The sequence below is a fragment of the Nonomuraea sp. NEAU-A123 genome (assembly GCF_018603905.1).
Taxonomy (GTDB): domain Bacteria; phylum Actinomycetota; class Actinomycetes; order Streptosporangiales; family Streptosporangiaceae; genus Nonomuraea.
This window is the reverse complement of record NZ_JAHFZZ010000026.1, coordinates 17782-41434: the sequence shown is the minus strand read 5'-3', so window position 1 is coordinate 41434 and position 23653 is coordinate 17782. Positions and strand designations below refer to the sequence as shown.

24 protein-coding genes and 1 pseudogene are annotated in these 23653 nt (G+C 65.1%); 11 read left to right on the top strand and 14 right to left on the bottom strand.

From position 1 onward, the window contains the following. Nucleotides 1-36 precede the first annotated feature (36 nt). Nucleotides 37-1224: a serine hydrolase domain-containing protein gene (locus KLK06_RS48885; RefSeq protein ID WP_214642620.1), complete on the top strand. Its 1188-nt coding sequence runs from the start codon at nucleotides 37-39 to the stop codon at nucleotides 1222-1224. 46 nt (nucleotides 1225-1270) lie between these two features. Next, nucleotides 1271-1762: a hypothetical protein gene (locus tag KLK06_RS48880; protein ID WP_214642619.1), complete on the top strand. Its 492-nt coding sequence runs from the start codon at nucleotides 1271-1273 to the stop codon at nucleotides 1760-1762. Here the strand turns inward: KLK06_RS48880 and KLK06_RS48875 are convergent. The 3 genes from KLK06_RS48875 to KLK06_RS48865 all read right to left on the bottom strand — a co-directional run bounded on the left by KLK06_RS48875 (nucleotide 1740) and on the right by KLK06_RS48865 (nucleotide 3903). Next, nucleotides 1740-2540, bottom strand: coding sequence for a hypothetical protein (locus KLK06_RS48875; protein ID WP_214642618.1), 801 nt, complete (start codon nucleotides 2538-2540; stop codon nucleotides 1740-1742). The two genes, KLK06_RS48880 and KLK06_RS48875, sit on opposite strands and share 23 nt — an antisense overlap. 261 nt (nucleotides 2541-2801) lie before the next feature. Next, nucleotides 2802-3476, bottom strand: a complete 675-nt coding sequence (locus tag KLK06_RS48870) for a hypothetical protein (protein WP_214642617.1) — start codon at nucleotides 3474-3476, stop codon at nucleotides 2802-2804. Then, nucleotides 3424-3903, bottom strand: coding sequence for a hypothetical protein (locus tag KLK06_RS48865; RefSeq protein ID WP_214642616.1), 480 nt, complete (start codon nucleotides 3901-3903; stop codon nucleotides 3424-3426). The genes KLK06_RS48870 and KLK06_RS48865 overlap by 53 nt, the downstream gene beginning before the upstream one ends. Nucleotides 3904-3937: 34 nt before the next feature. Here KLK06_RS48865 and KLK06_RS48860 point away from each other — a divergent pair, with 34 nt between their 5' ends. Continuing rightward, nucleotides 3938-5452 carry a hypothetical protein gene (locus tag KLK06_RS48860; RefSeq protein WP_214642615.1) on the top strand — a complete coding sequence of 505 codons (1515 nt, stop codon included), beginning with the start codon at nucleotides 3938-3940 and terminating at the stop codon, nucleotides 5450-5452. A 225-nt stretch (nucleotides 5453-5677) separates the two neighbouring features. Then, nucleotides 5678-6598, top strand: coding sequence for a hypothetical protein (locus KLK06_RS48855; protein ID WP_214642614.1), 921 nt, complete (start codon nucleotides 5678-5680; stop codon nucleotides 6596-6598). Between the two features lie 126 nt (nucleotides 6599-6724). On the opposite strand, the gene KLK06_RS48850 is transcribed toward KLK06_RS48855, so the two are convergent. From KLK06_RS48850 to KLK06_RS48825, 6 genes are all read right to left on the bottom strand, one after another. Next, nucleotides 6725-7252: a PadR family transcriptional regulator gene (locus KLK06_RS48850; RefSeq protein WP_214642613.1), complete on the bottom strand. Its 528-nt coding sequence runs from the start codon at nucleotides 7250-7252 to the stop codon at nucleotides 6725-6727. A gap of 207 nt (nucleotides 7253-7459) precedes the next feature. Then, nucleotides 7460-8668: an ADP-dependent glucokinase/phosphofructokinase gene (locus KLK06_RS48845; RefSeq protein ID WP_214642612.1), complete on the bottom strand. Its 1209-nt coding sequence runs from the start codon at nucleotides 8666-8668 to the stop codon at nucleotides 7460-7462. Between the two features lies 1 nt (nucleotide 8669). After that, nucleotides 8670-9530 (bottom strand): ketose-bisphosphate aldolase, encoded by an 861-nt coding sequence (locus KLK06_RS48840; RefSeq protein ID WP_214642611.1) that lies wholly within the window; start codon nucleotides 9528-9530, stop codon nucleotides 8670-8672. A gap of 54 nt (nucleotides 9531-9584) precedes the next feature. Next, nucleotides 9585-10427: a carbohydrate ABC transporter permease gene (locus KLK06_RS60860; protein ID WP_214642610.1), complete on the bottom strand. Its 843-nt coding sequence runs from the start codon at nucleotides 10425-10427 to the stop codon at nucleotides 9585-9587. A 6-nt stretch (nucleotides 10428-10433) separates the two neighbouring features. Next, entirely contained in the window at nucleotides 10434-11396 is a 963-nt protein-coding gene (locus tag KLK06_RS48830; protein WP_214642609.1) for a carbohydrate ABC transporter permease, read from the bottom strand. Between the two features lie 61 nt (nucleotides 11397-11457). Then, nucleotides 11458-12765, bottom strand: coding sequence for a sugar ABC transporter substrate-binding protein (locus KLK06_RS48825; RefSeq protein WP_214642608.1), 1308 nt, complete (start codon nucleotides 12763-12765; stop codon nucleotides 11458-11460). A 294-nt stretch (nucleotides 12766-13059) separates the two neighbouring features. Between KLK06_RS48825 and KLK06_RS48820 the strand changes: the two genes are divergently transcribed. Next, on the top strand, nucleotides 13060-13908 hold the full coding sequence (locus KLK06_RS48820; protein ID WP_214642607.1) for a DeoR/GlpR family DNA-binding transcription regulator: 849 nt from the start codon (nucleotides 13060-13062) through the stop codon (nucleotides 13906-13908). A gap of 159 nt (nucleotides 13909-14067) precedes the next feature. Here the strand turns inward: KLK06_RS48820 and KLK06_RS63375 are convergent. Then, nucleotides 14068-14208: pseudogene (locus KLK06_RS63375) on the bottom strand (hypothetical protein); the annotation flags it as partial. Nucleotides 14209-14235: 27 nt separating this feature from the next. After that, nucleotides 14236-14454, bottom strand: a complete 219-nt coding sequence (locus KLK06_RS48810; protein WP_214642606.1) for a hypothetical protein — start codon at nucleotides 14452-14454, stop codon at nucleotides 14236-14238. Between KLK06_RS48810 and KLK06_RS48805 the strand changes: the two genes are divergently transcribed. Then, entirely contained in the window at nucleotides 14453-14638 is a 186-nt protein-coding gene (locus tag KLK06_RS48805) for a type II toxin-antitoxin system VapB family antitoxin (protein ID WP_214642605.1), read from the top strand. The two genes, KLK06_RS48810 and KLK06_RS48805, sit on opposite strands and share 2 nt — an antisense overlap. 298 nt (nucleotides 14639-14936) lie before the next feature. Here the strand turns inward: KLK06_RS48805 and KLK06_RS48800 are convergent, their stop codons facing one another. Together KLK06_RS48800 and KLK06_RS48795 are read right to left on the bottom strand one after the other, a co-directional pair. After that, nucleotides 14937-15137, bottom strand: a complete 201-nt coding sequence (locus tag KLK06_RS48800; protein ID WP_214642604.1) for a hypothetical protein — start codon at nucleotides 15135-15137, stop codon at nucleotides 14937-14939. 543 nt (nucleotides 15138-15680) lie between these two features. After that, nucleotides 15681-16916: a helix-turn-helix transcriptional regulator gene (locus KLK06_RS48795; protein ID WP_214642603.1), complete on the bottom strand. Its 1236-nt coding sequence runs from the start codon at nucleotides 16914-16916 to the stop codon at nucleotides 15681-15683. Between the two features lie 99 nt (nucleotides 16917-17015). Here KLK06_RS48795 and KLK06_RS48790 point away from each other — a divergent pair, with 99 nt between their 5' ends. The 5 genes from KLK06_RS48790 to KLK06_RS48770 all read left to right on the top strand — a co-directional run bounded on the left by KLK06_RS48790 (nucleotide 17016) and on the right by KLK06_RS48770 (nucleotide 22470). Then, nucleotides 17016-17402 carry a hypothetical protein gene (locus tag KLK06_RS48790; RefSeq protein WP_214642602.1) on the top strand — a complete coding sequence of 129 codons (387 nt, stop codon included), beginning with the start codon at nucleotides 17016-17018 and terminating at the stop codon, nucleotides 17400-17402. Next, entirely contained in the window at nucleotides 17399-17731 is a 333-nt protein-coding gene (locus KLK06_RS48785; RefSeq protein WP_214642601.1) for a hypothetical protein, read from the top strand. Before KLK06_RS48790 ends, KLK06_RS48785 begins: the two co-directional genes overlap by 4 nt. 272 nt (nucleotides 17732-18003) lie before the next feature. Next, entirely contained in the window at nucleotides 18004-18477 is a 474-nt protein-coding gene (locus KLK06_RS48780) for a hypothetical protein (RefSeq protein ID WP_214642600.1), read from the top strand. A gap of 1024 nt (nucleotides 18478-19501) precedes the next feature. Then, entirely contained in the window at nucleotides 19502-21037 is a 1536-nt protein-coding gene (locus KLK06_RS48775; protein WP_214642599.1) for an aldehyde dehydrogenase family protein, read from the top strand. 107 nt (nucleotides 21038-21144) lie between these two features. After that, nucleotides 21145-22470, top strand: coding sequence for a CehA/McbA family metallohydrolase (locus KLK06_RS48770; RefSeq protein ID WP_214642598.1), 1326 nt, complete (start codon nucleotides 21145-21147; stop codon nucleotides 22468-22470). 64 nt (nucleotides 22471-22534) lie between these two features. Here the strand turns inward: KLK06_RS48770 and glnII are convergent, their stop codons facing one another. Further along, nucleotides 22535-23554, bottom strand: coding sequence for a glutamine synthetase (gene glnII, locus KLK06_RS48765; RefSeq protein WP_214642597.1), 1020 nt, complete (start codon nucleotides 23552-23554; stop codon nucleotides 22535-22537). Nucleotides 23555-23653: the final 99 nt, after the last annotated feature.

Below are 23653 nucleotides of genomic sequence, written 5' to 3'. Positions count from 1 at the left end.
CCGGCAAACCACCACAAGACCGGAAGGCGATGACGCATGCCCGAAATCAGCGGGGACACCGCACCAGGCTTCGAAGGAGTGCGTACGGCATTCGCCGCCAATCTGGCCGGTGACCAGGAAGTGGGCGCGGCGGTCAGCGTCTACCTCCACGGTCGCAAGGTCGTCGACCTGTGGGGCGGAATCGCCGATCCCGAGACCGGCCGCCGCTGGGAGCGCGACACCCTGCAGGTCGTCTATTCCACCACCAAGGGCGTCACCGCCGCCTGCGCGCACCTGCTGGCCCAGCGCGGCGAACTCGACCTCGACGCGCCCGTAGCCGAGTACTGGCCGGAGTTCGCGGCGAACGGAAAAGACCGCATCCCCGTCCGCTGGCTGCTCACCCACCAGGCCGGACTGCCCACGATCGACCACCCGATCACCCCGGCTCAGGCAATCGCCTGGGAGCCGATGGTGACCGCACTGGCCGCCCAGCGCCCGTCCTGGGAGCCGGGCACCGAACATGGCTACCACGGGATTACCTACGGCTGGCTGGTCGGAGAGGTCGTTCGCCGGGTGACCGGCCGCAGCATCGGCACGTTCCTCGCCGAAGAGATCGCCGCGCCGATAGACCTGGACCTGTGGATCGGGCTGCCGGAAGCCGAGCGGCATCGGGTCAGCCGGATCATCGCCGACGCGCCCGACTTGGCGTCCATGGCCGCCCTCGACCTGGACGCCCTTCCCGAATCCGTGCGCGAGGTGATGAGAGCCTTCGCCGACCCGACGTCGTTGACCGTGCGGTCATTGTTGACCGTCATCACGCCGCCGCTGGACCACAACAACCCCGACGAGCAGTCCGCTGAGATGCCCTCCAGCAACGGCATCTGCACGGCCCGCGCACTGGCCCGCTTCTACGCCGCGCTCATCGGCGAGGTCGACGGGCATCGCATTCTCTCCGCCGAGACCTTGGCCGCGGCGACCGCGGAGCAGGTCAGTGGTATCGACCGCATCCTGCGGGTGCCCGTCCGGATCGGCACCGGTTTCGGGCTGCCGACACCCGACGTCTTCTGGTACAGCCCGACCGCCTTCGGGTTCCCCGGCTACGGCGGATCGCTCGGCTTCGCCGACCCGGCGAGCGGCCTGGCGTTCGGATATGTCATGAACCACGTTCAAGAAGGCGTACCGGACCGGAGAGCCGCATCCCTCCTCGAGGCGGTCCACCGCGCCATGACCCAGCCCTCCCTCTAGGCTTGCGGGCGTTCCGCATCACTTCTCGCTGGTTCTGGAGGCCGCTGTGGCGATGCCCAAGAAGGGGTCACGGCTCATCACCGTCGACGGCACTGCCTTCCGCTGGCGGGTCAGTCACAAGCCCACGTACCGCGAAGGCACCGGCTCCAGTCCTCTCACCTTCGCCGTTGAGCGAGCCCAGGAACCGGGCAGCGTTCTCATGGTGACCCTCTCCTGCGCCCGGCCGGACAACTGGAACGGAGAGCGAACGATCGCGGTCCGTCCTGTCCTCGTCGCGGGATGCGTCCGGCGAGCCGTCGAACAAGGATGGAACTCCGGCCGGCCAGGCTCGACATTCACCCTCACCGTCACCGAGGACGAGCTGGCCGTGCTCCTGGGCGAACCGCCTCAGTATCTGATCCCCTTCCTCTGGGGCATGATCCCGGAAGGTGGCGGCATCAGAGATCTGCCTCGAGGCAGGCAGATCTGGCCCCGCGACGAACCGAGCACCGACCAGCAGTCTGCTGAGCCGACGGCTAGTCGACGCAGCCCGGAATAGTGTTCAGCGGATTGCAGTTGTCGGGGATGTTGTCACGGATAGTCGAGTTCTGGATGACGACATTGGTGTTGCCGGTGGAGATTCCACCGCCTGCTGATCCCTTGTTCCGCGTGACCAGGACGCGATCGAGCGTGGTGGTTCCCAGGTTGGAGATGCCTCCGCCCAGGCTGCCGGATACGTTGTTGTCCAAGGTGCTGTTGATGAGGTGCGACACGCCGGTCGCCTGGGTGTTCAGCCCACCGCCGTTGACCGGTGCGCTGTTCCCGGCCAGGACGCTCTTGGAGAGCGTCAGCGTCCCCGAGTTGATTATCGCGCCGCCTCCGACGCCCATTGTCGAGTTCGCGTTGAGCCGGCTGAGGAAGATCGTCGCTGTGGCGTCCGCATTATTAGCGAACGCGCCGCCGTTTCCTGCGCGGTTGCCGGCAAGGGTGGTCCGGTCCAGAACCACGGTGCCCGCGTTGAGGATTCCACCGCCGAGGCCCGTCGTCCTTCCGCCCAGGATGGAGATCCTCTGGACATGGAGCGTCGCCCCGGATGCGACCTCCAGGACACGGAAGAGGCCAGGTGCGGTCGGATCCCGCCTGATCTTCGTGCTCGGCCCGCCCACCAGGGTGATGTCGCCCGTGATGACCGGCAACGCGTCCCCGGGGTCGTTCGCGGTGGCGTAGTTGTAGTCGCAGTACGGCGCGAGAAGGAGCCTGGCGGCTCCGATCCCGTTGACTGTGCGGATCGCCGTGACGAGCGCGTCCGGGTCGCACGCGACGGTCACGTCCTTCACCGGGGCAGACCTCGCGTGTGCCGGCAGCGGCATCGCACCCAGCGCGAGCACAGCGGCCCCCGTGCCACCGATGAATTTAGCAAGAAAGCCCATCGGGCCGCCCCTATATGAAAATGGACATTTGTCCTGTCGGTAACGACTGACCTGTCGGCATCGCCGCCAACAGGGAAACATGCCTGGGCCTGGTGAATGTTCGGGGCGCATCTCTGTTCGGAACAGTTGACCAAGATTTGCGGGCGCCTTTTCATGGCGCTCCGGGCGCTACCAGGCCCGCGTGAAGTGCACTTCCCAGGAGCCCTTGTCGCCGGTTTCGAGTTCGGCCAGTCTCCGGACCGGCCGGCCCGCCCCGTCGAGTACGTCGACCGTCCCGTCCCCGTACACCAGGAGATGGTCCTCGTTGAACCAGCCCCACAGCGTGGTGCCCGTGGGCAGCGGCACCCGGGTCTGGCGCTCGCCGGTGGCGGTGTCGAGCAGGCAGGCGGCGGCGGGCTTGCCCGGACAGATCGCGGCGAGCCGGCGGCCCGAAGGGGAGAACCACTCGTCGGTGTTGACGGCCGCGGCGGCGTCCGGATACGTGCGCAGGACGGTGCCGTTGAGGGAGTAAGCACGGAGCTGTGTCTTGCCGGCGATCCGGACGACCCCGGAGCCGTCCGGGAGCCACAGGTAGGGCTGGGTGCCGGTGCCCGGCGTGTCGATCCGGGTAAGCGTGCCACGCCGCGCGGCGACGTCCACGACGACCGGCCCCACGGCCTCCTTGTCCGAGTACGCCGTCAGCAGCAGCCGCCTGCCGTCCCCGGACCATTGCGGAGACTTGACGTGGAGCGAGGGAGCCACGGTGGGCACGGAGAACCGCCGTCCCGTCGTACGTTCGGTGAACTGCGCCTCATTGGCGTCCTCCCCCGCGAACCGCGGAAAGGCGTAGACGCCGGCGAACATGGTGCCATCCGGTGACAGGACCGTGTTCCGGTACTCGGCGAGTTGCTGGAACCTGTTGGTGCCGCGTTCGCGAACATATGCCGGACTGCCGAGCTTCCCCTTCTCTTGGTAGAGGTACGAGGTCAGCCGAATCGGTCCGCTCCAGCGTGTCGCCGTCCACGAACTCCATCACGATGTACGGCAGGCCGTCCGCCACACCGCTGTCGATGATCTGTACGGTGTGGTAGGCGTCGGGCAGCCGTACCTTCTGGATCTCCTGGACCTGCGCCAAGACCGCCGCGGATCGAGCCCGGAACATCTTGATCGTGACACGCTCTCCCGTGTCGCTTCTGGCCAGGTAGACGCTGTCGTCGGCCAGCAGTCCGTCGATGCTGTACTCGCCCCGTCTTCGGGGGTCCCCCGGGCGCAGCGAAGCCACCTCAGGCATGCACACCTCCGGTCGAGACAACCGTAGATCAATCATGACGCGGCTGCGGCATTTCCTCTTCTCGGTCGAGGTGGATGGGGTGCTAACGAGCTCCGTATCATTCATGATCGTGGTTCTCTTGGTGGTCCTGGGCATCCCGACGGCAGTCGTATGCGGCTCGATATTCTTCGCGATGCTGTCGGCCCCCCGTGGCCGGCGGACTCGTATGAGCCTGTATCCCCTGGTCTGGGGAGCGGTCGTGGCGACGTTCGGCATCGCGGTGATGGCGCTTACCGCGTGGTCCACGCAAGAGGACAAGCACTATGACGACTTCGATTCGGCGATGACCGCCCTGGCAGGCATATTCGGTGGAGCACTGCTGATTTTCGGCTTGGGTCCCTTCGTCCCATGGCTGCTGGAAGTGCTCCGGCGCCACGCCGTATTTCTGCCGCGAGCGCTTCGGACGGCCGTCCGTCATGTGTGTGGCGCACCCGCCCGAACCGCCGCGGGAGTGGCGACGACAATGGCCGCGGCCGCCGTCGCGACAGCGCTGATGATCATCGCACCTGCCATGACGGCGCAGGGCGGGGCGAACTACTATCCCGATGCCCGGCCAGGCGCACTCGTCGTGGAGGGCTTCTCCGCAGATCAGACGGCCACCGTGCGGGCGGCCATCCAGCACGAGTTACCCGGCGTATCCATCGCAGAGAATAGTTCTGCTCGCGGACCGGGCACTTTCGATGTGGCGACCGGCTACAGCAGCTGGTCTGCTCCCTACGTTGGCGACCAGGCGTTGCTGCGCTACCTCACGGGCAATCCTTCGACGCCTTATGACAAGGGCACAGCCGTGGTGGTCTCGACAGACGACGAAGAAACCGCCTCAGCGGAGATCCGATACTCCTTCTCCCTGACCGAGGGCTCTACCGCCATCAAGGCCATTCCGATGATCACTGTCAGACCCCCTGATCCCCGTTTCGGAAGGCTCTTTGTGCCCCGCGAGGTGGTGCAAGACCTTGGTGTCCAGCTACAGCTCCATCAGTTCATCATCGACCCTTCGCATTATCGCGTTTCGACGACCGAGCAGGAGCGACTCGACCGCCGACTGGGCGAAATCGCCGTCACTTACGTCGAGCGGGGATATCAGGCACCGACTTACTGGCTGTACGTCGTTGCGGTAATGATTCTCATCGCCCTCGCCGGCGCACTGGCCGCAACCCGTTCGGCCGGCGCGGCGCGCATTCTGCTACGGATCAGCGGCGGCTCAGTCGCAGCGCTGCGGTTCCTCGCCGCCTGCCGAGCGGCCGTCAGTGCGGCATGTGGCACGGCGATCGGCGCGACCGCCGGGTGCGTCATCGGCCTGTTCCTGGTGTGGCCCATGACCACCTCGATCGACTGGGATCCGCCCCCGCGAGTACCTTTCGAAACCCCATGGACGGCGATCGCCATGCTGATCGCCTGCCTGCCCGTACTCGCCGCCGTGATCGCGGCCCTCGTCTCCCCCACCTGGCTCATTCGGCCGGCTCACGGTCCCCTGGCTTCTCCCGAGCCGCAGAAGGTCATTCCCATTTAGCAGGGTGTCCGATCGGTGGGGACGTTGCTCATGCGAGTCCGGCTTTGAGATTCTCGGTCATGGGACGACGGCCGCCGAGGCAGGCGGGGACGGAAGTGAGCGCCGCCACCACGAGCACGGTTGCCGCCACCAGGGCGAGCTGCTACCAGATCGAGTGGCGCTCCACGATGGCTAAATCTGGATAGACCCGGGCATGGCTGACGGGCTCCTCCTAAGATCGCGCCCATGAGGAAGGACGACACCGCCGACATCGCCAGATGGCTGTGGCACGAGGTGGATCCCGGCGACTGGTCCGGCGAGGCGCTGCGGCCGCTGGGCGAGGGGCGTGGCCGGTTGGTGCCGGTACAGGAGCATGAGCGGCGGTACGCCGGCGACCGCGAGTTCCGCGGTCTCGTCGTCCCCATTTCTTTGGTGGGAGAACCGTTCGCCGCGTTCCGGCGGCACGCCGAGGCAGTGGAGAACGCGATCGGCGCTGCTAACAGCGTTGGCAGCCATGGCCCGATAGGTCCCTGGTACGAGCGGTCACCGGATTGGGGAGCCCCTTTCCTGCGCTGGCGGCGGTCAGGCACCGAATCCCTTGAATTACGCGCCACTGAGACCGGCGCGGAGCTCTCCCTGCAGCCGACGGAGCCGTATGAGGAATGGCGGGAGGCCGCGTTCGAGTGGGGAGAGCCGTCGCATTTGCCGGGTGGTTTCGTCATCGAGTATCTGGACGCCGCCAATGAGGGGCTCAGCACGCCGGGTGGGTGGCGGGTGCCTCGGTGGGCGGTGCTGCCACCTTTGCTGTCGGCGTTCGTCCGCACGCTGCCCGCCGAGACGTGCGCGATCGGCAGGAACGTGAGCGTCACCGTGTTCGGGGGAAATCGCCAGGTTCTCGCCATCCATTCCGCCGAGCGACTGACCATCGTGGGCTGGTTCAAGTACTTCTCGCCGGGCGAGGAACTGGGCTGGTCGCAGCGGGTCGAACGGACCGTGCGATCGTGGACGTTGGACGCGGGCGGTCCTGGCGAAGTGGATGGCGACTGGCTGGCACGGCACCTCGTCGAGATTCTCAAGACGGAGAAAGTGTCCTCTATGGCGAAGCTGGGAAAGCACGTCCACAGCCTGGAGAACGCCCACACGGTGCTCCTCGGCCTGGGGTTCTAGCGCGCCCTTCATGGTGGGCGCCAGCGTCGAGATCAACCCCGTCGACGGCGCGCACCAATCCTTCCCCCTTGCCGTACTCCTTTCGCAACCCGCAGGCGCTCACTATGGGCGTGTCGGCGGCGCTGCTCACGACCCACCCCTTCGGTGAGTCCAGTTCCTCTCACATGCCTCGAGCCAGCGCAGGTCCGCCTGAAGCCGGAGCACGATGCCCTCCAGCAACAGCGCCGCGTTCGAGCGGTCCGGCTCGGCCATGGCGGCGCGCTGGGCGTCACGCAGTCGGCGCAGCAGTTCGCGGCGCTGGGTGTCGACGATGGTGATCGGGTCGGCCAGCCCGGCCGACGCGGCCGCGATCAGCTTGAGATGGAACTCCGCGAGATCACCTCTTGGCCAGTCCACCTCGGCGATCCACTCGGCGACTCGCTGTTGACCGCTGGGGGTGAGCGCGTACACCTTGCGATCCGACCGGTCGGCGCCCTCGGCGGACTTCTCGACCGCTAGCAGCCCGGCCTTTTCCAGCCGGGTCAGCGTGACGTAGACGTGCCCGGCGTTCATCGCGTCACCGAGAGGGCCGAGCGCGTCGCGCAGCCGCGCGCGCAGCTGGTAGCCGTGCGAGGGCTCCTTGGCCAACATCGCCAGCACCACTTCTTGCTGCATTGGGCCCTCCTCTAACCGTTAACTATTATATTTAACGGTTATCCCCGTCGCGGGCAAGCCAGCGCGGGACGGCATGACCGCCATCCTTGCCGTCAACAGGTACGAGAACGCCCTGAAGCGATCAGCGCTTCAGGGCGTTTGTGCGGGAGCATCACTTTAAGCGAGGGAAAGACGCGGCGAAGTACGGCTGGTAGACGCGGGCGCGGATCATCTCACATGACTGCTTGATCCGCCCCGGGAGACCGCGGCGAGGAAACCGCCGACGAACGCATCGCCGAGCCCGATGGTCGTGGGCGCGGCAACGTCAAGGTCGAAGCCGGGCAGGCAACGGACAACCCCGCCCATTCGGCCTTCCAGAGCCGCCGCGAACTCCACCGCCTCCGTTCGCCTCGGCCGGTTCCGCATGAGTTCGTAGTGGTGGTCTGTGTACTCATCGCCGTGGCAGTAGCGGGTGCTGGCGATCAGGATGCCCTCGTTCAGTGGCTCCGCGTACTCGCCGGCCCTCTCGCCGAATGCCGCCGACCAATACTTGGTGTGCACAACCAGGGTCGTCACGGGGATGAGAGCTTGCTGCGCTTCGAGGGCGTGTGCCACCTCCGTCACGGAGAGCAGGTTGACGGGGTAGCCCAGGTGCGACTGCATCTCGTCTTCGTTCAGTCCGTAAATGTCGATGACTTCCAGAAGAGCGTCGCGGACCCGTTGGCTGAGGCCCGGCTCGTGGAATCCGGCATCCTCGTAGTAGACGACTGCCTCGGCTGGAAGTTGTCGCATGTGGCTTCTCAGCGTGGACAGACGCCGGTCAAGCGTCTGCTGGTCCCGTACCGCGTTGAATCCCGAGATCAGAAACACCCGTGCGTCGCGGAACAACGAGCCCAGTTCGTTACTCAGCAGCATGGACTCGTTCGCCGGGTCGTTGACGTAGATCAATCTGTTCGGAAATGGCGCACGGATGTCGATGTCACCTGCTCGAACCCGCATGCCCTGGTCGTACTGCACGATCAGGTGCGGATAAAGGGTGTCCTGGTCGCCGCTGCAGATGTAGTCGCAGCTTGCCGGCAGCAGGCGGCGGACGATGTCGTTGAGACTGACCAGGTGCAGGGTGGATGGTACGCCGAGCCGGCTCATCTCCATCGCCGCGCGAACGGAGGTTCCACCCAGAGTCGTTCGCGTGGGGAACCGCCCTGCGAATGTGCTCAGGCATTCGGAGGAGGCGACGAAGTGCTCGCCTCCTCCGCCCTTTTTGAGATAAGTGAGAATGGAAATGACAAGCTCGCGCTCGTTGGTCACGGTGACCGATGAAGTCAGCTCGGCATTGTGGATCTGGTACTCGTCGACAAGCCGCTCCAGGATCGACGAGGACAGCTTGAGTTCGTAGTCGACGCATCCCCCCAAGCCCAGGACTACCTGACTGGTCATATCAGTACAGAGATGCCTTGCCGGCCGCTTCGAAGAGGTCGATCTTCTGCGCGGCCACCACCTTCATCGCATCGATGCACGGCGGCTGGATGGAGTTCGGCTCACGCAGGCTCTCATCGGCCAGGACTTCGCGCATCTTCATGTGGTAGGCCAGCTTGATGTCACTGGAGATATTAATCTTGTTGATACCGAGCTTGACCGATTCGGCGATCTCGTCATCAGGATTGCCCGAGCCGCCGTGTAGCACGAGAGGGATCTTGACCCGGTCCTTGATCTCCTTCAGCAGGTCGAGCTTGAGCTCCGGCTTCAGGGTCTTCGGGTAGATGCCGTGATAGGTGCCGATGGCCACGGCGAGACTGTCCACCCCCGTTGCCTGCACGAAGGTCACGGCGTCCGCCGGGTCGGTGTAGATGATCGCGTCGCTACCGTCTTCGGCCTCGTTGTCGGTCTTGCCGATCGTCCCCAGCTCCGCCTCGACCGACAGGCCGACCGCGTGCGCGGTGTCAGCGACCTTCTTGGAGATCGCGATGTTGTCCTCGAAGGACTTCATCGAGGCATCGATCATCACCGAGGTGAAGCCGATTTGGATCGCGGTCAGCATCTCCCGATAGGTCGCGCCGTGGTCCCAGTGAATCGCGATCGGCACGGACGAGCGGTGGGCTCGCTGGGCCATCGCGACGATCACGTCCGGCCCGATGTGCCGTACCTCGTCGGGATGGATCCCGATGATAAGCGGCGCGTTCTTCTCTTCGCTGATGTCCACGATGCCGTTGAACATGGCGTAGTCGCTGATGTTGAAGGCGGGCACGGCGAAGTATTTTTCGTTCGCGACGGCCAAGAGCACCTTGCCGGTCGTAAGCATTGCTGTATTTCTCCTTCTGAGTAATAGATTATCGCTCGGGACGGGGATGAGGTGTCAGGCCTTGACCGCGCCGGAGGTGAGGCCGCCGATGAATCGGCGCTGGAAGAGGAGGAACAACACGAGCACCGGGATGGACCCCAGGATGCTCATGGCCATCATCTGATTCCACTCGTAGGAGTGCTGGCCCATCAGGAGCTGGATGCCGATGGGAACGGTTCGCATGTCGTCGGTACGAGTGAGGGTCAGCGCGAACAGGTATTCGTTCCACGAGATCATGAAGGTGTAGACACCGACGGCGACCAGCCCAGGAACCGAAATGGGCACCAGGATCCGCCAGAGAGCCGTCCAGCTCGACGCCCCGTCCACCTTGACGGATTCATCCAATTCCCGGGGCAGGGTGTTGAAGTACGCGGTCATCATGATGATCGCATAGGGCAAGGTGAACACCATGTGCGTGAGAATCAACCCCGCATAAGTATTATACAGGCCGAGCGCCACCACGAGGCCGAAGTAGGGAATGACGAGTGTGATTGGCGGCACAGCCTGAACAGTGACGATCACGGCATTGATGGATCTCTTCATCGGGAAGTTGTAGCGGCTGAATCCATATGCCGCGAGGATCGCCACGAACAATGTCAGTACCGTCACCGACAGCGCGACGATGTAACTGTTGATGAAAAACCTCAACTGGGCACTGTCGCCCAGGATCTTCGCGTAGGCGTCGAACGAGAAGGTCTCGGTGATCAGCCGCGGCGGAACCTGGAAGACTTCCCCATTGGTCTTGAATGACGTCGACAGCATCCACACGACCGGCAGGCCGGCGAAGGCCGCGCCGATGCACAAGCCTGCGAGCACGGCGATCTTCGCGCCGAGGCGCCGCCTTTTGCGGGTGAGCACGGGTGATCACCTCTCCTTTTGCAGGCGAACGTAGAAGAAGGCCAGAATCATCGTGAGCAGCAGCACTATGACGGCGGCGGCGGACGCGGTGGCGAACTCGTAACTGCTGAAGGCTTGCTTGTAGGTGTACGTGCTGAGCATCTCGGTGACATTCAGCGGGCCACCACCGGTGGTCATCCAGATGAGGGCGAACTGCTGAGAGGTCCAGATGAGATCGAGCACGGCCATGCTGAGGAGTACCGGTTTCAGCTGTGGAATCGTCACATTGCGAAACCGGCGGTAAGCGGTCGCGCCGTCCACGGAGGCCGCCTCGTACAGAACGGGCGAGATTCCCTGCAACCCGGCGAGGATGCTGATCATGAAGAAGGGGAAGCCGGCCCAGATGTTGATGAAGGTCAATGCCCAGAGCGCCGTGTTCGGGTCGGAGAGCCAGCTCACCTCCTCGCGCATCACGCCGATCGTGGTCAGGATGTAGTTGACCACCCCGGACGGGTCCAGCATGAGCCGCCAGATGACCGCGATCACGGCGACCGTGAACAGCCAGGGCAGGATGTAGACAATGCGGAAGATGGCTTTCGTCACTCCGCCCAACAACGGCGTGTTGAGCATCGTCGCGAAGGCCAGCCCGAGGCCGAGGTGAGCGACAGTGCTCACGGTGATGAAAATGAACGTGTTCTTCAGCGCGGCCAGGAAGTTGGGATCGGTAAGCACCGTGGTGTAGTTGGCGAGGCCGGCGAAGACCGGATTCTGCTCGACGATCACGTTGTCCTTGAACGAATAGCTGACCACCATCGCGATGGGGATGATCATCAGCACAAAGATCAAGATCAGCGTCGGCGAGAGATAGCCGAACGGGACAACACGCTGCCCGGGGAAAGGCCGCGTCCTTCTCCTCCGGACCGCAGAGGATTCGGGTGCCGATTTTGCGGCTCCCGGGGAGGCCGCGGGATCGAGTTTCGCGGTTTCCATCGATGTCTCCTTGGTTCGGGGCCGCGCCGCACGGTCGGCGCGGCCCACGAAGTACGGAAGGTCAGAGCACCGGCGCCCAGGCCTGTTGCGCCTTGTTGAGGGCGTCGTCGACGCTCTGCTTGCCGGTGAGCACGAGCTGTAGCTGCTCATCAAAGCTGCGCATCAGGTCTTCGGACTTCGGCAAGCCCACGAACTCGTTGGCGGGATAGCCCGCCTTGTAGATGTCGAAGGCCGTCTTGAACAGCGCGTCGCTCTTGCTGAAGTCCGGCTCGGCCGTCTTGTTGCCGGGGAAGCCGTTCGCCAACGTGCTCAGCTCCGCATTCGCCTGCTTGTTCATCAAGAACTGGACCAGCTTGAACGCCTCGGCCTTGTGCTCCGAGGACTCGGCGACGCCGATGCCCCAGGATGCGTACGGGATGCCGCGCTTGCCGGTGTAGCTGTCCTCGGCCGGGATCGGCACCACCGTGAAGTTCAGCTTGGGATCGTTCTTCTTGATCAGCGTGATGTGAGCCAAGGAGTCGATCATCATGCCGACCTGACCGGTGGAGAACTTCTCGACCTTGTCCTGCTCTTTCATGGTCAGCGCTCCGGGCGCGATGACGCCCGCGTCGTTCAGGCTCTTGACGTACTCCACGGTGCTCTTGACGCCCTGGCCGGTCAGGTCGGGCTTCCCGTCCTTGGTGAGCATGCTGCCGCCCGATGCCCACAGCCATGACATCACGTCATTCTGGATGCCGTTGGGAACGGCGGTGTCGAGGGGCAGGGCCCAGCCCTTGACGTTGCCGCCAAGAGCGCTGATCTTCTTGGCCGCGTCCAAGAACTCCGTGCGCGTGCTCGGAGGCGTCTTGACCCCCGCCTTCGAGAGCAGATCCTTGTTGACGAACAGGGGGTAGACGAAGTTGACCACGGGGATCATGTAAGTCTTCCCCTTGATCTGGATCTGGCTCGCGAGCTGGCTGGAGTCGTACTTCGCGGCCGCCATGAGCTCGGACAGGTCAGCGATGGCACCCTGCTTGGCGAAGTCGCTCACCCATGCGCCGTCGAGGCCCACAACATCGGGCAGCGTCCTCGACGCCGCTCCGGACACCAACTGCTGCTTCGTGGAGGCGTACGGACCACTCAACAGCTTGACCTTGATCTTCGGGTTCTGTGCCGTGAATTCCGACATCAGCTTGTCGAACGATCCCGCCGGAAGCTCCGGCGCCCACCACTGCGCGAACTCCAGCGTGACGGTCCCGTCCGCGCTTGTTCCCGCGCTGGATCCCGAGTTGGAACCACACCCCACGGCGGTGGCGCTGAGCACCGCCACCGCCATCACCCCGAGTAGTCGCCTCGTCCGGCCCTGCAACCGGGTGCTGCCTCCGGTCATCGCGACCTCCTTGCTGTACAGGTGTTACCGCTCTTTGCTGGTTTCCGCCACATTAACAACGCATGACGCCACACCACAAGACCTAATAATGCAAAACACAGCTAGAAACCGCACAGTCCGGCACGCAACCGGAAGAGGTGCACTGACAGGGGAGGCTTCCCATGCCAGACTCCCGGAGTAAGCAGCATCTTGCCCGAAAGAGGCAAGGTTATGCGGTAGTCTGCAGTTCTAGGCCTGTATCACTCCTCTGTTGCGCTGATCTTCAGCGCGACTACCGCAGAGATGGGAGGGTCAGTGACCCTTGACGAAGACGACCGGCAGCGCCGTCTACCTGCAGGACGTAAGGCCCAACTGGCGGCATACGTCGCAGAGACCGGGCAGGTCACGGTCAGCGCACTCGCAGAGCGCTTCGGCGTCTCCATCGACACGATCCGGCGGGACTTGGACCAGCTCAGCGCCGACGGCGTCTTGGTCCGCACCTATGGCGGAGCGGTCAGCCAGTCGACCCTTTCCCGGGTCGACCGGGCCGTGGACGTGCGGCTCAAGATGGAAGAACGCGAGAAGGAGAAGATTGCGGTACTTGCCGCGTCGCTGGTCAAAGATGGGTCAATCGTCATGATCAACGGCGGTACGACCACTCTCGCCACGGCCCGGAACCTGCGCAACCATCGGGACCTGACAGTGGTGACGAACAGCCTGCTCGTACCCCCGGCACTGCCGCCCTCAGCCGTCCGCGACGTGTACGTCTTCGGCGGCGCGGTCCGCACTCTCACGCTGGCCACCATCGGCCCCGTCAGCTTCCGGGCGTCCGACGGAGGCGAGCTGGACATCAGCTGCGATCTGGCGTTGATCGGGGTCGGCGCCGTTTCCGCGACCGCCGGATACACGACGAGCAACCTCGCCGAGGCGGCGATGATGCGAGAGATGATCTCTCGGGCGGCGCGCGTGGCGATCCTGGCCGACTCCTCCAAGTTCGGCCGCCGGCTCTTCGCCCAGGTGTCCGAGCTCGGGGGCGCCGACTACCTCGTCACAGACTCCACCCCGCCGCCCGATCTTTTGGACGCGCTGAAGGAGAACGAGGTAGAGCTGATCACGCCGGAAACTCTCGACGGCTCCCCTGACGCCAGTCGTGATCTCCAGTAGTTCGGGTGGTTCGGGTGACGAGCAGGTGGCGGCCTGTCCGGGTGCAGATTCGTGCCATGGCCGGTCATTTCGCGACGGCCGAGAACACCGCCCGCCTAGGTTCTGACCACCGCCTGGAGCTCCAGAAATGACCGGATGACTCGCGCGTGACCCACAACATCACTGGCCGTTCCCCATGGCAGGAGAGCGGCCAGTTAAAGATAGTCGCCGCCCGTTCTGGTTCAAGGCGAGCTGCTCGGCAACCAGCACCGGAGTCCCGCCCTCGGTCTCCAGCAGATCCCGCTCCTGAGCCTCGGGCGGTCGTGCCTCTGCCGGGTAGTCCGCGACTCAGGGGAGCTGCGCCGGATCGGCGCTTCGCAGGGTCGCGTAGAGCGACGCGGCGGTGAAGTCGGTGGCGGCCAGCGCGGGACCGAGCGCCAGCGACACCCGGTTGTGCTCCGGTACGACGACGAGGCCGCCGAGGTGACACCCGCCGAAGCGAACGGCCGCAGAGCCGACTGCTGATATACCAATCCTGATTCGTATATACAGGCGAGGTGGCATCATGACCAAGACCCTGATCGACCTCGACGACGAAGCCCTGGCCGAGGCCGCGAAGTTGCTCGGCACCTCGTCCAAGAAAGACACGGTCAACGCCGCCCTCCGAGAGATCGTTGACCGACGCAGACGGGCAGCGGCCGTGGCTCGCATGCGTGAGATGGTGGCCGAAGGAGAGATCGACTGGGAATGATCTAGGCCCCTCAGGCCCGAATGCAAGATCACAAGACAAAGCTGCCAGCGAGACGCCTCATCTAATACAGCTGGACACGGGTGATGACGCAGTGCGGTTCGGCCGCATCGGCCACGACGACATACTCGGCGACGCCCAAGTGCCCATCCTTACCAAGCGGGACCCTGCGCTGTTGCGGCCACTGAGCAGAAGCGGTATGTCCGGATACATTGCCTCTCGTCTCGTGGCTGATCTGTGAATCCGCCAGGAGTTCCGCGACCCCTCAGAGAAATGACAGGGCTACCCCTTCTCTTCGAGCTCACTCAAGGGGCAGGCCCTGCTGCTCACGGCGAGCAAAGACCTCCGCGAAAGTGACGACAGGCAAGGTGCCCTCCAGCGCTGCACTGCGCATCTGATCGGCCTCGGGATCAGTGTCGAGCATCGCCTCACACCACCAACGGCGCAAAATCGCCTCGGCCTGGCCTAGAGGTGCCATACCGAGTTCGCGGTAGAACTCCATCCGCCGACCACCTTGAAGGGCTGTGGCGATCCCATCGACGGTACGCGGCACCCGGGGCTCCCCAGGAACGTGCGGGTGGACAGGCTGAGCGCCCATACCGCCAGGATAACCGCAGGGGCGACGTCGCATCAGGAAGAGACAGGATGCGTCTGAGTCCCCAACGAGGCCCTTGATAGCGGATCGCCCGTTCACAGGCCTCACCGTTGTTCCCCACAGGTCGGCCAAGGTCTGAAGGCAGTTGGTGGTGTCGCTGTCATCGCGTCGTCGGAGACGCTGCTCAAAGATCTCGCATGGGCTCCAGAACATGATGACGAGCCAAGTGGCGGTCAAGGGCAGCGACGAACTGCCGACCTCCGGTTTCTGTAGCCGACGGTCCACGCCCGGGGAGCGCGAGGGGCCGGGGCCCCCTCGCCGGGGTTTGGGGCGGGAGCCCCAATAGACACAGTCTGAGCGCGGCGAAGACCATGCTTGTAAGCCATGTGCGCGCAGTGCATGGCTCACCCCAGGCGGCTCCTTCCATATCCTGGCGACGAACGTCCGGGTTCATGCGCTGAGCTGCGGTCTCGGCGACTTCGACGACCGGCCGTATAGTTCCCGGTAGACCTCGCGCAGTTCGACGGCTTCGGCTAGGCCGTGCTCCTCGACACCCGCGATGACCTCCTTGGCCCGCCAGTAGTTGGAGGGCACAAGCAGGCCGCTCATGACCGCCTGGAGGGTGATGTGGCCGGCCTCTCCCGGCTCGTCCGTGGCGAGCAAGGCCAAGGCCAGATCCAGACGCGCTGACGCAGCTCGACGGGGGCGCGGACCACCGTCCTCGACGGACTCCAATCGTGCGAGGACCTGCCTCGCGTAGTCCACCGCCGCCGGATCGCCCAGCCATGAGAGCGTCGTCGCGGTGTAGGCCTCGCTCTTGGCGGGGTCGTAGCGAAAGTGATGCTCTGGCCGGTCCGGTATGGGCATGGGCGAGACCATCCGCTGAATCCGGGTGAGCGCTGCCCTGGTCTCGGTTCCCTTCCCCATCCGGGCCCAAGCCCGGCCTTCCTGCCCGGTCGCCTGGATGTAGGCCGAGCTCCCGCGGGGGGCGACGTCTTGCGCTCCCTGGGCGAGGATCATGGCGTGCTGGTACTCGCTCTCGGTGAGGGCCTGCCACGCCTCTGTTTCCAGGCACCACGCCTTGATCTCGGGGTGCTCGGCGTGGTCGGCCAACTGGCCCGCGGTTCGCAGGCGTGCCGCGGCGGCTGGGTATTGGCGCAGGTCGATGTGGCAGGTTGCCGCGAGCAGTGACAGCCAGCCGCCGGCCACGAGCAGACGTCGATGCTCGGCGAGGGTCTTCTTGCCGTCGACGAGCCGCACAACGTACTCCAGGTGCCGCCTCACACGCCCGAGTAGCTGGGCCGGCGGTGTGCGAGGGTAGGCCGACGCCAGATCATCCACGGCGAGCTCCAGTCGTTCCAGGGTTTCCCGGCCGACGTCGCTGGCCCCTCCCTGGCAGGCGAGCTCGATCGCGTCGATCTCGTCGCCAAGGTACGTTTCTTCATCCTCGTCGTTGAAGAGGGCGTGTTCGCTCAACCCGTACACGCGGCAGTACAGCTCGGCGTACTCGTCGTCCGGCCGGTGCTTGCCGCACTCATGATCCCGGATCCTGCGCACCATGCTCTCGGGCTCGGGCAGAACCCTGTCGGCGACCCTGGACAGTCGCACCGCGAGATCCCGTTGAGACCATCCTCGCGTGGTCCGCTCGGTGCGAAGCCGACCGGCCCAGCCCGGAACCTTGCTCATCGCGCACACCTCCGGGAGACGGGCGGACACAGGCGGATAGCCGGGTGCGCCTCCGGTGTCCTCTCCCGGAGTCTTACCACGGGCGACTGTGATGGAAGCGTGCACCAGGACACGAACAACCACCACGCGATGAGCGACGTCGAACCGCACGCGCTCATCCAGACCTCAGAACCGAACGTCCGCCAGGTCATCGCCGAAGCCGCACTCGTACTGAACCTGCGCGGCCGCCAACTCTCGGTGCTCCGCAACACCTATCCGGGCTGGGACATCTACTACGAGAGCAATGCGTCCGGGCAGATGTGGTGGACGGCCGAGCTGCGCCGGACGCTCACCCTGGAGATGGCAACGGCAGGCATCATGCGAACCGTCAGGCAGGAGAACGCCATCGCGCTCGCGTCCACACTGGCCTGGCAATCAGCTCTTCTGCATAACACGCGGTCCAGCACGAGGCCACCGCACACCCCACCCACCGGCGACATCGCATGACCACCGGACCCGAGCGCTGCAACGACTGCGGCCAGGACGTGTTCGAGGTCTACCTGCTCGATCACGGACGCCTCAAAATCGACCTCGACCCCGAACCGGTCGTCGGCGGCGACTACACCTACTGGAACCCCACCTACGGGAACGGCCAGCACTGGCTTGCCACCTACCGGCCGGCCAAGGTATCTCCGCCGCTGAACATGCCCAAGCAGGACGCCAAGCAGTGGGACGGAAAGCATGCCGCGAACGAACGCCCGTGGTTCGTACAGCACGTGTGTGGGCTAACGGCCGCACAAATCGTCCAAGAGCGGCGCCATCGGAAGGGCGCATAGACCGCCCCAGTCGGCGTCGCAGGGAGTGGAGGGCGTCGGGCGGGGATGCCGTCATGAGTAGGCGCGGCGGCGTCCCAGGTTCCACGCGCTCGTCTACTTCAGCAAGGCGCGTTTCAGGCGGGACATGATCGAGTACTGCAGCGCGGTGGACAGCGCCTCCAGGGACCTAAGAGATACCAGTCATCAATAGGGAACTAGTTCGACCTTGCGTTTGGGGCTACAGTTCAGCTCCGAACGCGCGGTCCTACGTTTGGAGCAACGTGGAGAAACATATGGCGGAGGTTGTGAACTGGATTGCACTACCAATGATGGTTGTTGCAATAACCGGTTGTTCTATGGGCGCAAATGAGACACAGTCTGATCGCGTAACATTAGAAGGACGCGATCCTCGGATCTTGGTGCATCATCACTCCGATTTTGGAATGGAAGCACTTCTCACCGGTCGGCTGGTCTTCAACGCAACGAACAAATGCCTTGCCGTGCAGAATACGGCTGAGCCGCCATCACGGAAAACTGTCATTCTTCTCTGGCCACAAGATACCCGGCCTCTTATCCAGAACAACAAGCGAGGCGTGCAATTGGGCAACGGCCTCATTCTTCTCGAAGGCGCCGAGGTGAAAATCGCCGGAGGATACGTCGATTGGAACAACTCGACACCCCCGGGCCTGAAGGTACCGAGTGAGTGTGTCGGTGATGCCGCCGACTCTGCAATCTTCGAAGTAAATCCATTTACACCCGGTGGCTAGGCAGATCTTCATCCTGTTGCAGAAGTCGTGTATTCCAGAGCTTGTCGTGAGCTGGATAGATGAAGTGAATGCGTCGCGCATTCGTGTGGACAGCATGTGTGTCGGTGCTGGCGATTGATTTGAGGTTCGTGTGGGCTGGACCACACGCCGGAGCGCCAGAACAGCTCCTCGGGTACCGATCGCTTAAGGCAGAGCCTTGAAGGATCTGACGACGATCCGCCCAAATGAGTTACGACATTAGGGACGACGTCCGCACGTACGCCATCCCGGACACGACATCCGAGGACGTTGATTCATAGATTTGAAGCATCGCGAAAATGCGATGGAGCGAGGCGGCGCCGGCCTCGACCGGCCGAAGAGCCGCAGCGCGGCCAGCGCCCGCCCGACGCGGCAGGCCGTCGCAAGAGGGTTGCCCTTGTCCACGCGGGAGTCTCTGCGGTAGATGTCCGTTTACATCCCCAACTGGAGATATGAAGGTGATGTGATCGCAGGCGAACTATCTGCCCGGTGATGCACTGATCAAGGTTGGCGGGATGATGGGATACCAGGGTTCGGCGTGTTGTTGGCGCGGTTATCCGATCATCGAGGGCTGAGCCCTGGTGACCTGTCCCGCCTGGCGGAGGTCTCTGAAGCCGAGGTGCAGGAGGTGCGTGACGGCCCTGAGCCCAGTTCTTTGCTGGTCCTGCGGCTTGCCCCGGCGCTTGACTGACACGATGTGGACCTTTTCACGTTTTGCCAGGATGCCTGTACCTGACGAACTCACTCCCTTGCGCAGGGTCGCACTGCCGATCTTCGCTTTTCAGCCAGACGGTCAACTTCCCGGGGAGCGCGAGGGGCCGGGGCCCCTCGCCGGGGTTTGGGGCGGGAGCCCCAATAGACACAGTCTGAGCGCAGCGAAGCCGATGCTTGTAAGCCGGGGGAACTGCCTGAGCGCGGCGAAGACCATGCTTGTGGGCTTGAGCGTGGTGAAGAGTCTGCTTGGGGGATGATTGGCTGTGTTGAGGACCGAATGAGGAGGGCACCGGTGACCCGTCAGATCGTCTCCGTTGTGGGTGGTAAGGATGCCGCCGGCACCGACACCTACGAATCGACCAATCCCGCACGCATCGCCGAGGTCGTCGCCCGGGTTGGCCTGGCCGACGCTCAGACCTTCGCCGACGCCTGCCGCACCGCCAAAGAGGCCCAGCGGGAGTGGGCCAAGGTCCCGGCTCCGGTGAGAGGGCGGGTGATCGCGTCGATCGGGCGGCTGGTCGAGGCCAATGCCGAGGCCTTGGCCCACCTCGTCACCCAGGAGATCGGCAAGCCGTACGCCGAAGCCCTGGGTGAGGTGCGGGAGATCGTTGACACGTGTGACTTCTTCCTCGGCGAGGGGCGCCGCCTCTACGGGCAGACCGTGCCGTCGGAGATGCCGGACAAGAAGCTGTTCACGTTCCGCAACCCGGTCGGGGTGGCGGCGGTGATCACCGCCGGTAACTTCCCGGTCGCGGTGCCGTCCTGGTATCTGGTTCCGGCGCTGCTCTGCGGCAATGCCGTGGTGTGGAAGCCGGCCGAGTACGCGGCGGCGTCCGCCCATGCGATGTACCAGCTGTTCGCCGCCGCGGGGCTGCCCGACGGGGTGCTGAACATCGTGTTCGCCGACGGCGTCCAGACCTTCCGGGGGCTGGAGCAGGCGCTGGAGGAAGGCACGGTGCACAAGGTCGGGTTCACCGGGTCCAGCGAGGTGGGCAGGAAGATCGGGGAGCTCACCGGGCGGCATCTGCAGGCGGCCTGCCTGGAGCTGGGCGGGAAGAACCCGATGGTGATCATGCCGGACGCCGATCTCGATCTGGCCGTCGAGGGGGCGTTGTTCTCCGGGTTCGGTACGGCCGGTCAGCGCTGCACCAGCCTCGGTACGGTCATCGTGCATGAGAGCGTGCACGATGAGTTCGTCGAGCGGTTCGCCCAGGCCGTACAGAACGCCAAGATCGGCGACCCGGAGCAGGACGTGCTGGCGGGCCCGCTGCTCGACCAGAAGTTCGCGGAGAGGTACGAGGAGTACCTGACCTGGATCCAGCCCCACCACCGGGTGGTGTCCGGAAATATCGGAAAAATCACCAGCCAAAGCCCGCGCCGCGACTTCACCGGCGACGACGGACTCTTCTACCACCCTGTCGTGGTCGATGGGGTCAAGGCCACCGACCAGCTGTTCCTGGAGGAGACGTTCGGGCCCATCGTGGGCGTGACGACGTTCGAGACGCTCGACGAGGCCATCGAGCTGGCCAACCTGCCCGGCTACGGCCTTTCCAGCTCGATCTACACCACCGACGCCAGGCACGCGTGGAGGTTCCGCGAGGGGATCTCCGCCGGCATGGTCAGCGTCAACAACTCGACCTCCGGCGCCGAGGCGCACCTGCCCTTCGGCGGCAACGGCAAGTCCGGCAACGGCAGCCGCCAGTCCGGCATCTGGGTGCTCGACCAGTTCACCCGCTGGCAGGCGATGAACTGGGACCACTCCGGCCACCTGCAGAAAGCCCAGATGGACGTCGTGGACATCGCACCGGATATGAGTTTCCGGCTCTAGATCTTTCTACCTTGGAGGAAGAAAGCCACCCTGCCGGGAAGCGCGGGCTTCCCGGCGAGTGATGGTCGTGTCACGATATCGGCGCCTTCGATTACAGGGAGAAGCCGATGTGTGACGATCCGACACCGTTAACCACGGCACGGATAGCCAATACCCAGCGGACGCTCCGGCTGCGGGCCGGCTTCCCCTGCCGCTGGAGTGTGTGGAGCGCCAACGGCAAGGGCTGGTTCCCGCGCGACACCTCACCGGCGCGCGACCTCGACGGCGTGCCGTACTTCCACGGCGACGACCTGGTGCTCGACGTCCCGCGCGAACGGCTGACGATCAGGGCGGCCAGGGGCATGGAGTACGGCTCGGCGGAGACCACGCTCGTGCCCGGCGACGGTGAGACGCTGGTCGAGCTGGCGCCGCAGCGCATCTACGACGCGGCGGCCCGCGGCTGGTACGGCGGTGACCTGCACGTCCACCTCAACCGGCCGCCGCGGTGGGTGGCCGACTCGCAGCACGGCGAGGACCTGCACGTGATCAACCTGCTGCCGGGCGACGAAGGCGACAAGGAGGCCGTCGAGCGCTGGTCGGGCCGCGATCTGCCATGGTCCGACGAGACGCACGTGGCCAGGGTGGACCTCGCCCACCACGCGCTCGGCCCCGAAAAGTGCCACGACACGGTGCGGAAGCTGCGCGAGCGCGGCGCGCTCATCGGCTACGCCAACGCCTTCCACGGCCCGGTCGAGACGCCCGAGCAGCTCATCGGCGCGGGCGATCCGGAGTACGACGCCCGGTTGTCGGTGGTCGACGCGGCGCTCGGCCTGGTCGACAGCTTCTGTTCGGCGATCGGCTCGGACCGCGCCTACCGCCGGCTGATCGGCGCGGGCAACCGCGTCGCCGCCGTCGCCGGTACGGCCCAGCGGCTCGGGCCGATCGGCCGCGAACGCACATACGCGCACGTGAACGGACGGCTGACCGCCGAGTCCTACGCCGACGCGGTACGGCACGGCCGCACGTTCGCCACGACCGGCCCGTTCCTCGAGCTGGCGGTCGAGGGCCACGGCCCCGGCGCCACGCTCGACCTGACTCCCGGCAGCAGGGTGCGGGTCACCGGGCGGGTGATCGGGCCACTGGTGGAGAACGTACGCCTGCTCACCGCCGACGGCGAGCTGGCCGCGGGGCCGCCCGGCGAGGTGACGGCGGAGCTGACGGTGAACTGGCCGACCTACGTGGTGGCGGTCGCCGAGGGCGGCGGCCAGGTACGGGCGCACACGAGCCCGGTCTATCTGGACGTCGAGAGCCGGCGGGTGGCCAGGGAGGAGGACGTGACCTTCTGCCTGCGCTGGCTGGAGCTGCTGGAAGAGCTCGTCAGGGACCGGGTGAGCGCCGACTACCTGGCGGTCATGCAGGAGGCCCGCAGGGTCTACCAGTCCCGCCTGGCGTGAAAACGGAAGAACGCGGGCCCGCATCGGGGGTGCCCGCGTTCCTCCGTTCACTTCATGGCAGGTGTCAGACCTGGCCGGCCTTCTCCAGGGCCGCGCAGCAGGTGTTCACCAGCAGGCGGGTGACCACGTACGGGTCGACGTTGGCGTTGGGGCGGCGGTCCTCGATGTAGCCCTTCTGGTCCACCTCGACCTGCCACGGGATGCGTACGGAGGCGCCGCGGTTGGAGACGCCGTAGCTGTACTTGTTCCACGGGGCGGTCTCGTGGGCGCCGGTCAGGCGGCTCTCGATGCCCACGCCGTACTGGGTGATGTGCTCCATCGGCTTGTCACCCTCGCCGAGGGCCTCACAGGCGGTGATGATGGGCTCGTAACCCTCACGCATGGCCTTGGTGGAGAAGTTGGTGTGCGCGCCGGCGCCGTTCCAGTCGCCACGGGCGGGCTTGGCGTCGAGCGTGGCCTCCACGCCGAACTCCTCGGCCGTGCGGTAGAGCAGCCAGCGGGCGATCCACATGTGGTCGGAGACGTCCAGCGGGCTGGCGGGGCCTACCTGGAACTCCCACTGGCCCGGCATGACCTCGGCGTTGATGCCGGAGATCGCGAGGCCGGCGGCGAGGCAGCGGTCGAGGTGGAGCTCGACGATCTCGCGGCCGAAGATGGCGTCGGCGCCGACACCGCAGTAGTAGGGGCCCTGCGGAGCGGGGAAGCCGCCCTCGGGGAAGCCCAGCGGGCGGCTGCCCTTGAAGAAGGTGTACTCCTGCTCGATGCCGAACCACGACTCCTGGTCGGCGAACTGCTCGGCGATCGGGCGGAGCAGGGCGCGGGTGTTGCTCTTGTGCGGAGCGCCGTCGATCTCCTCGACCTCGCACAGGACCAGCACGCTGGTGCCGCCGCGAATCGGGTCGGGACAGGTGAAGACCGGACGGAGCACGCGGTCGGACGAGTGACCCTCCGCCTGGTTCGTGCTGGAGCCGTCGAAGCCCCAGACCGACGGCTCGGCTCCGTCAGCGAGGATCTTCGTCTTCGAGCGCAGCAGTGCGGTGGGCTCGGTGCCGTCGATCCAGATGTACTCAGCCTTGTAGCTCACGTCGGTCCTTTCAGGGTGTCTCACAGCCACGCCGAGTCTTCCGGCTGACCGTTTCCCGGTTTTTGCCCGAATGTGAACGTCGTGTTAATCAACCCGGGT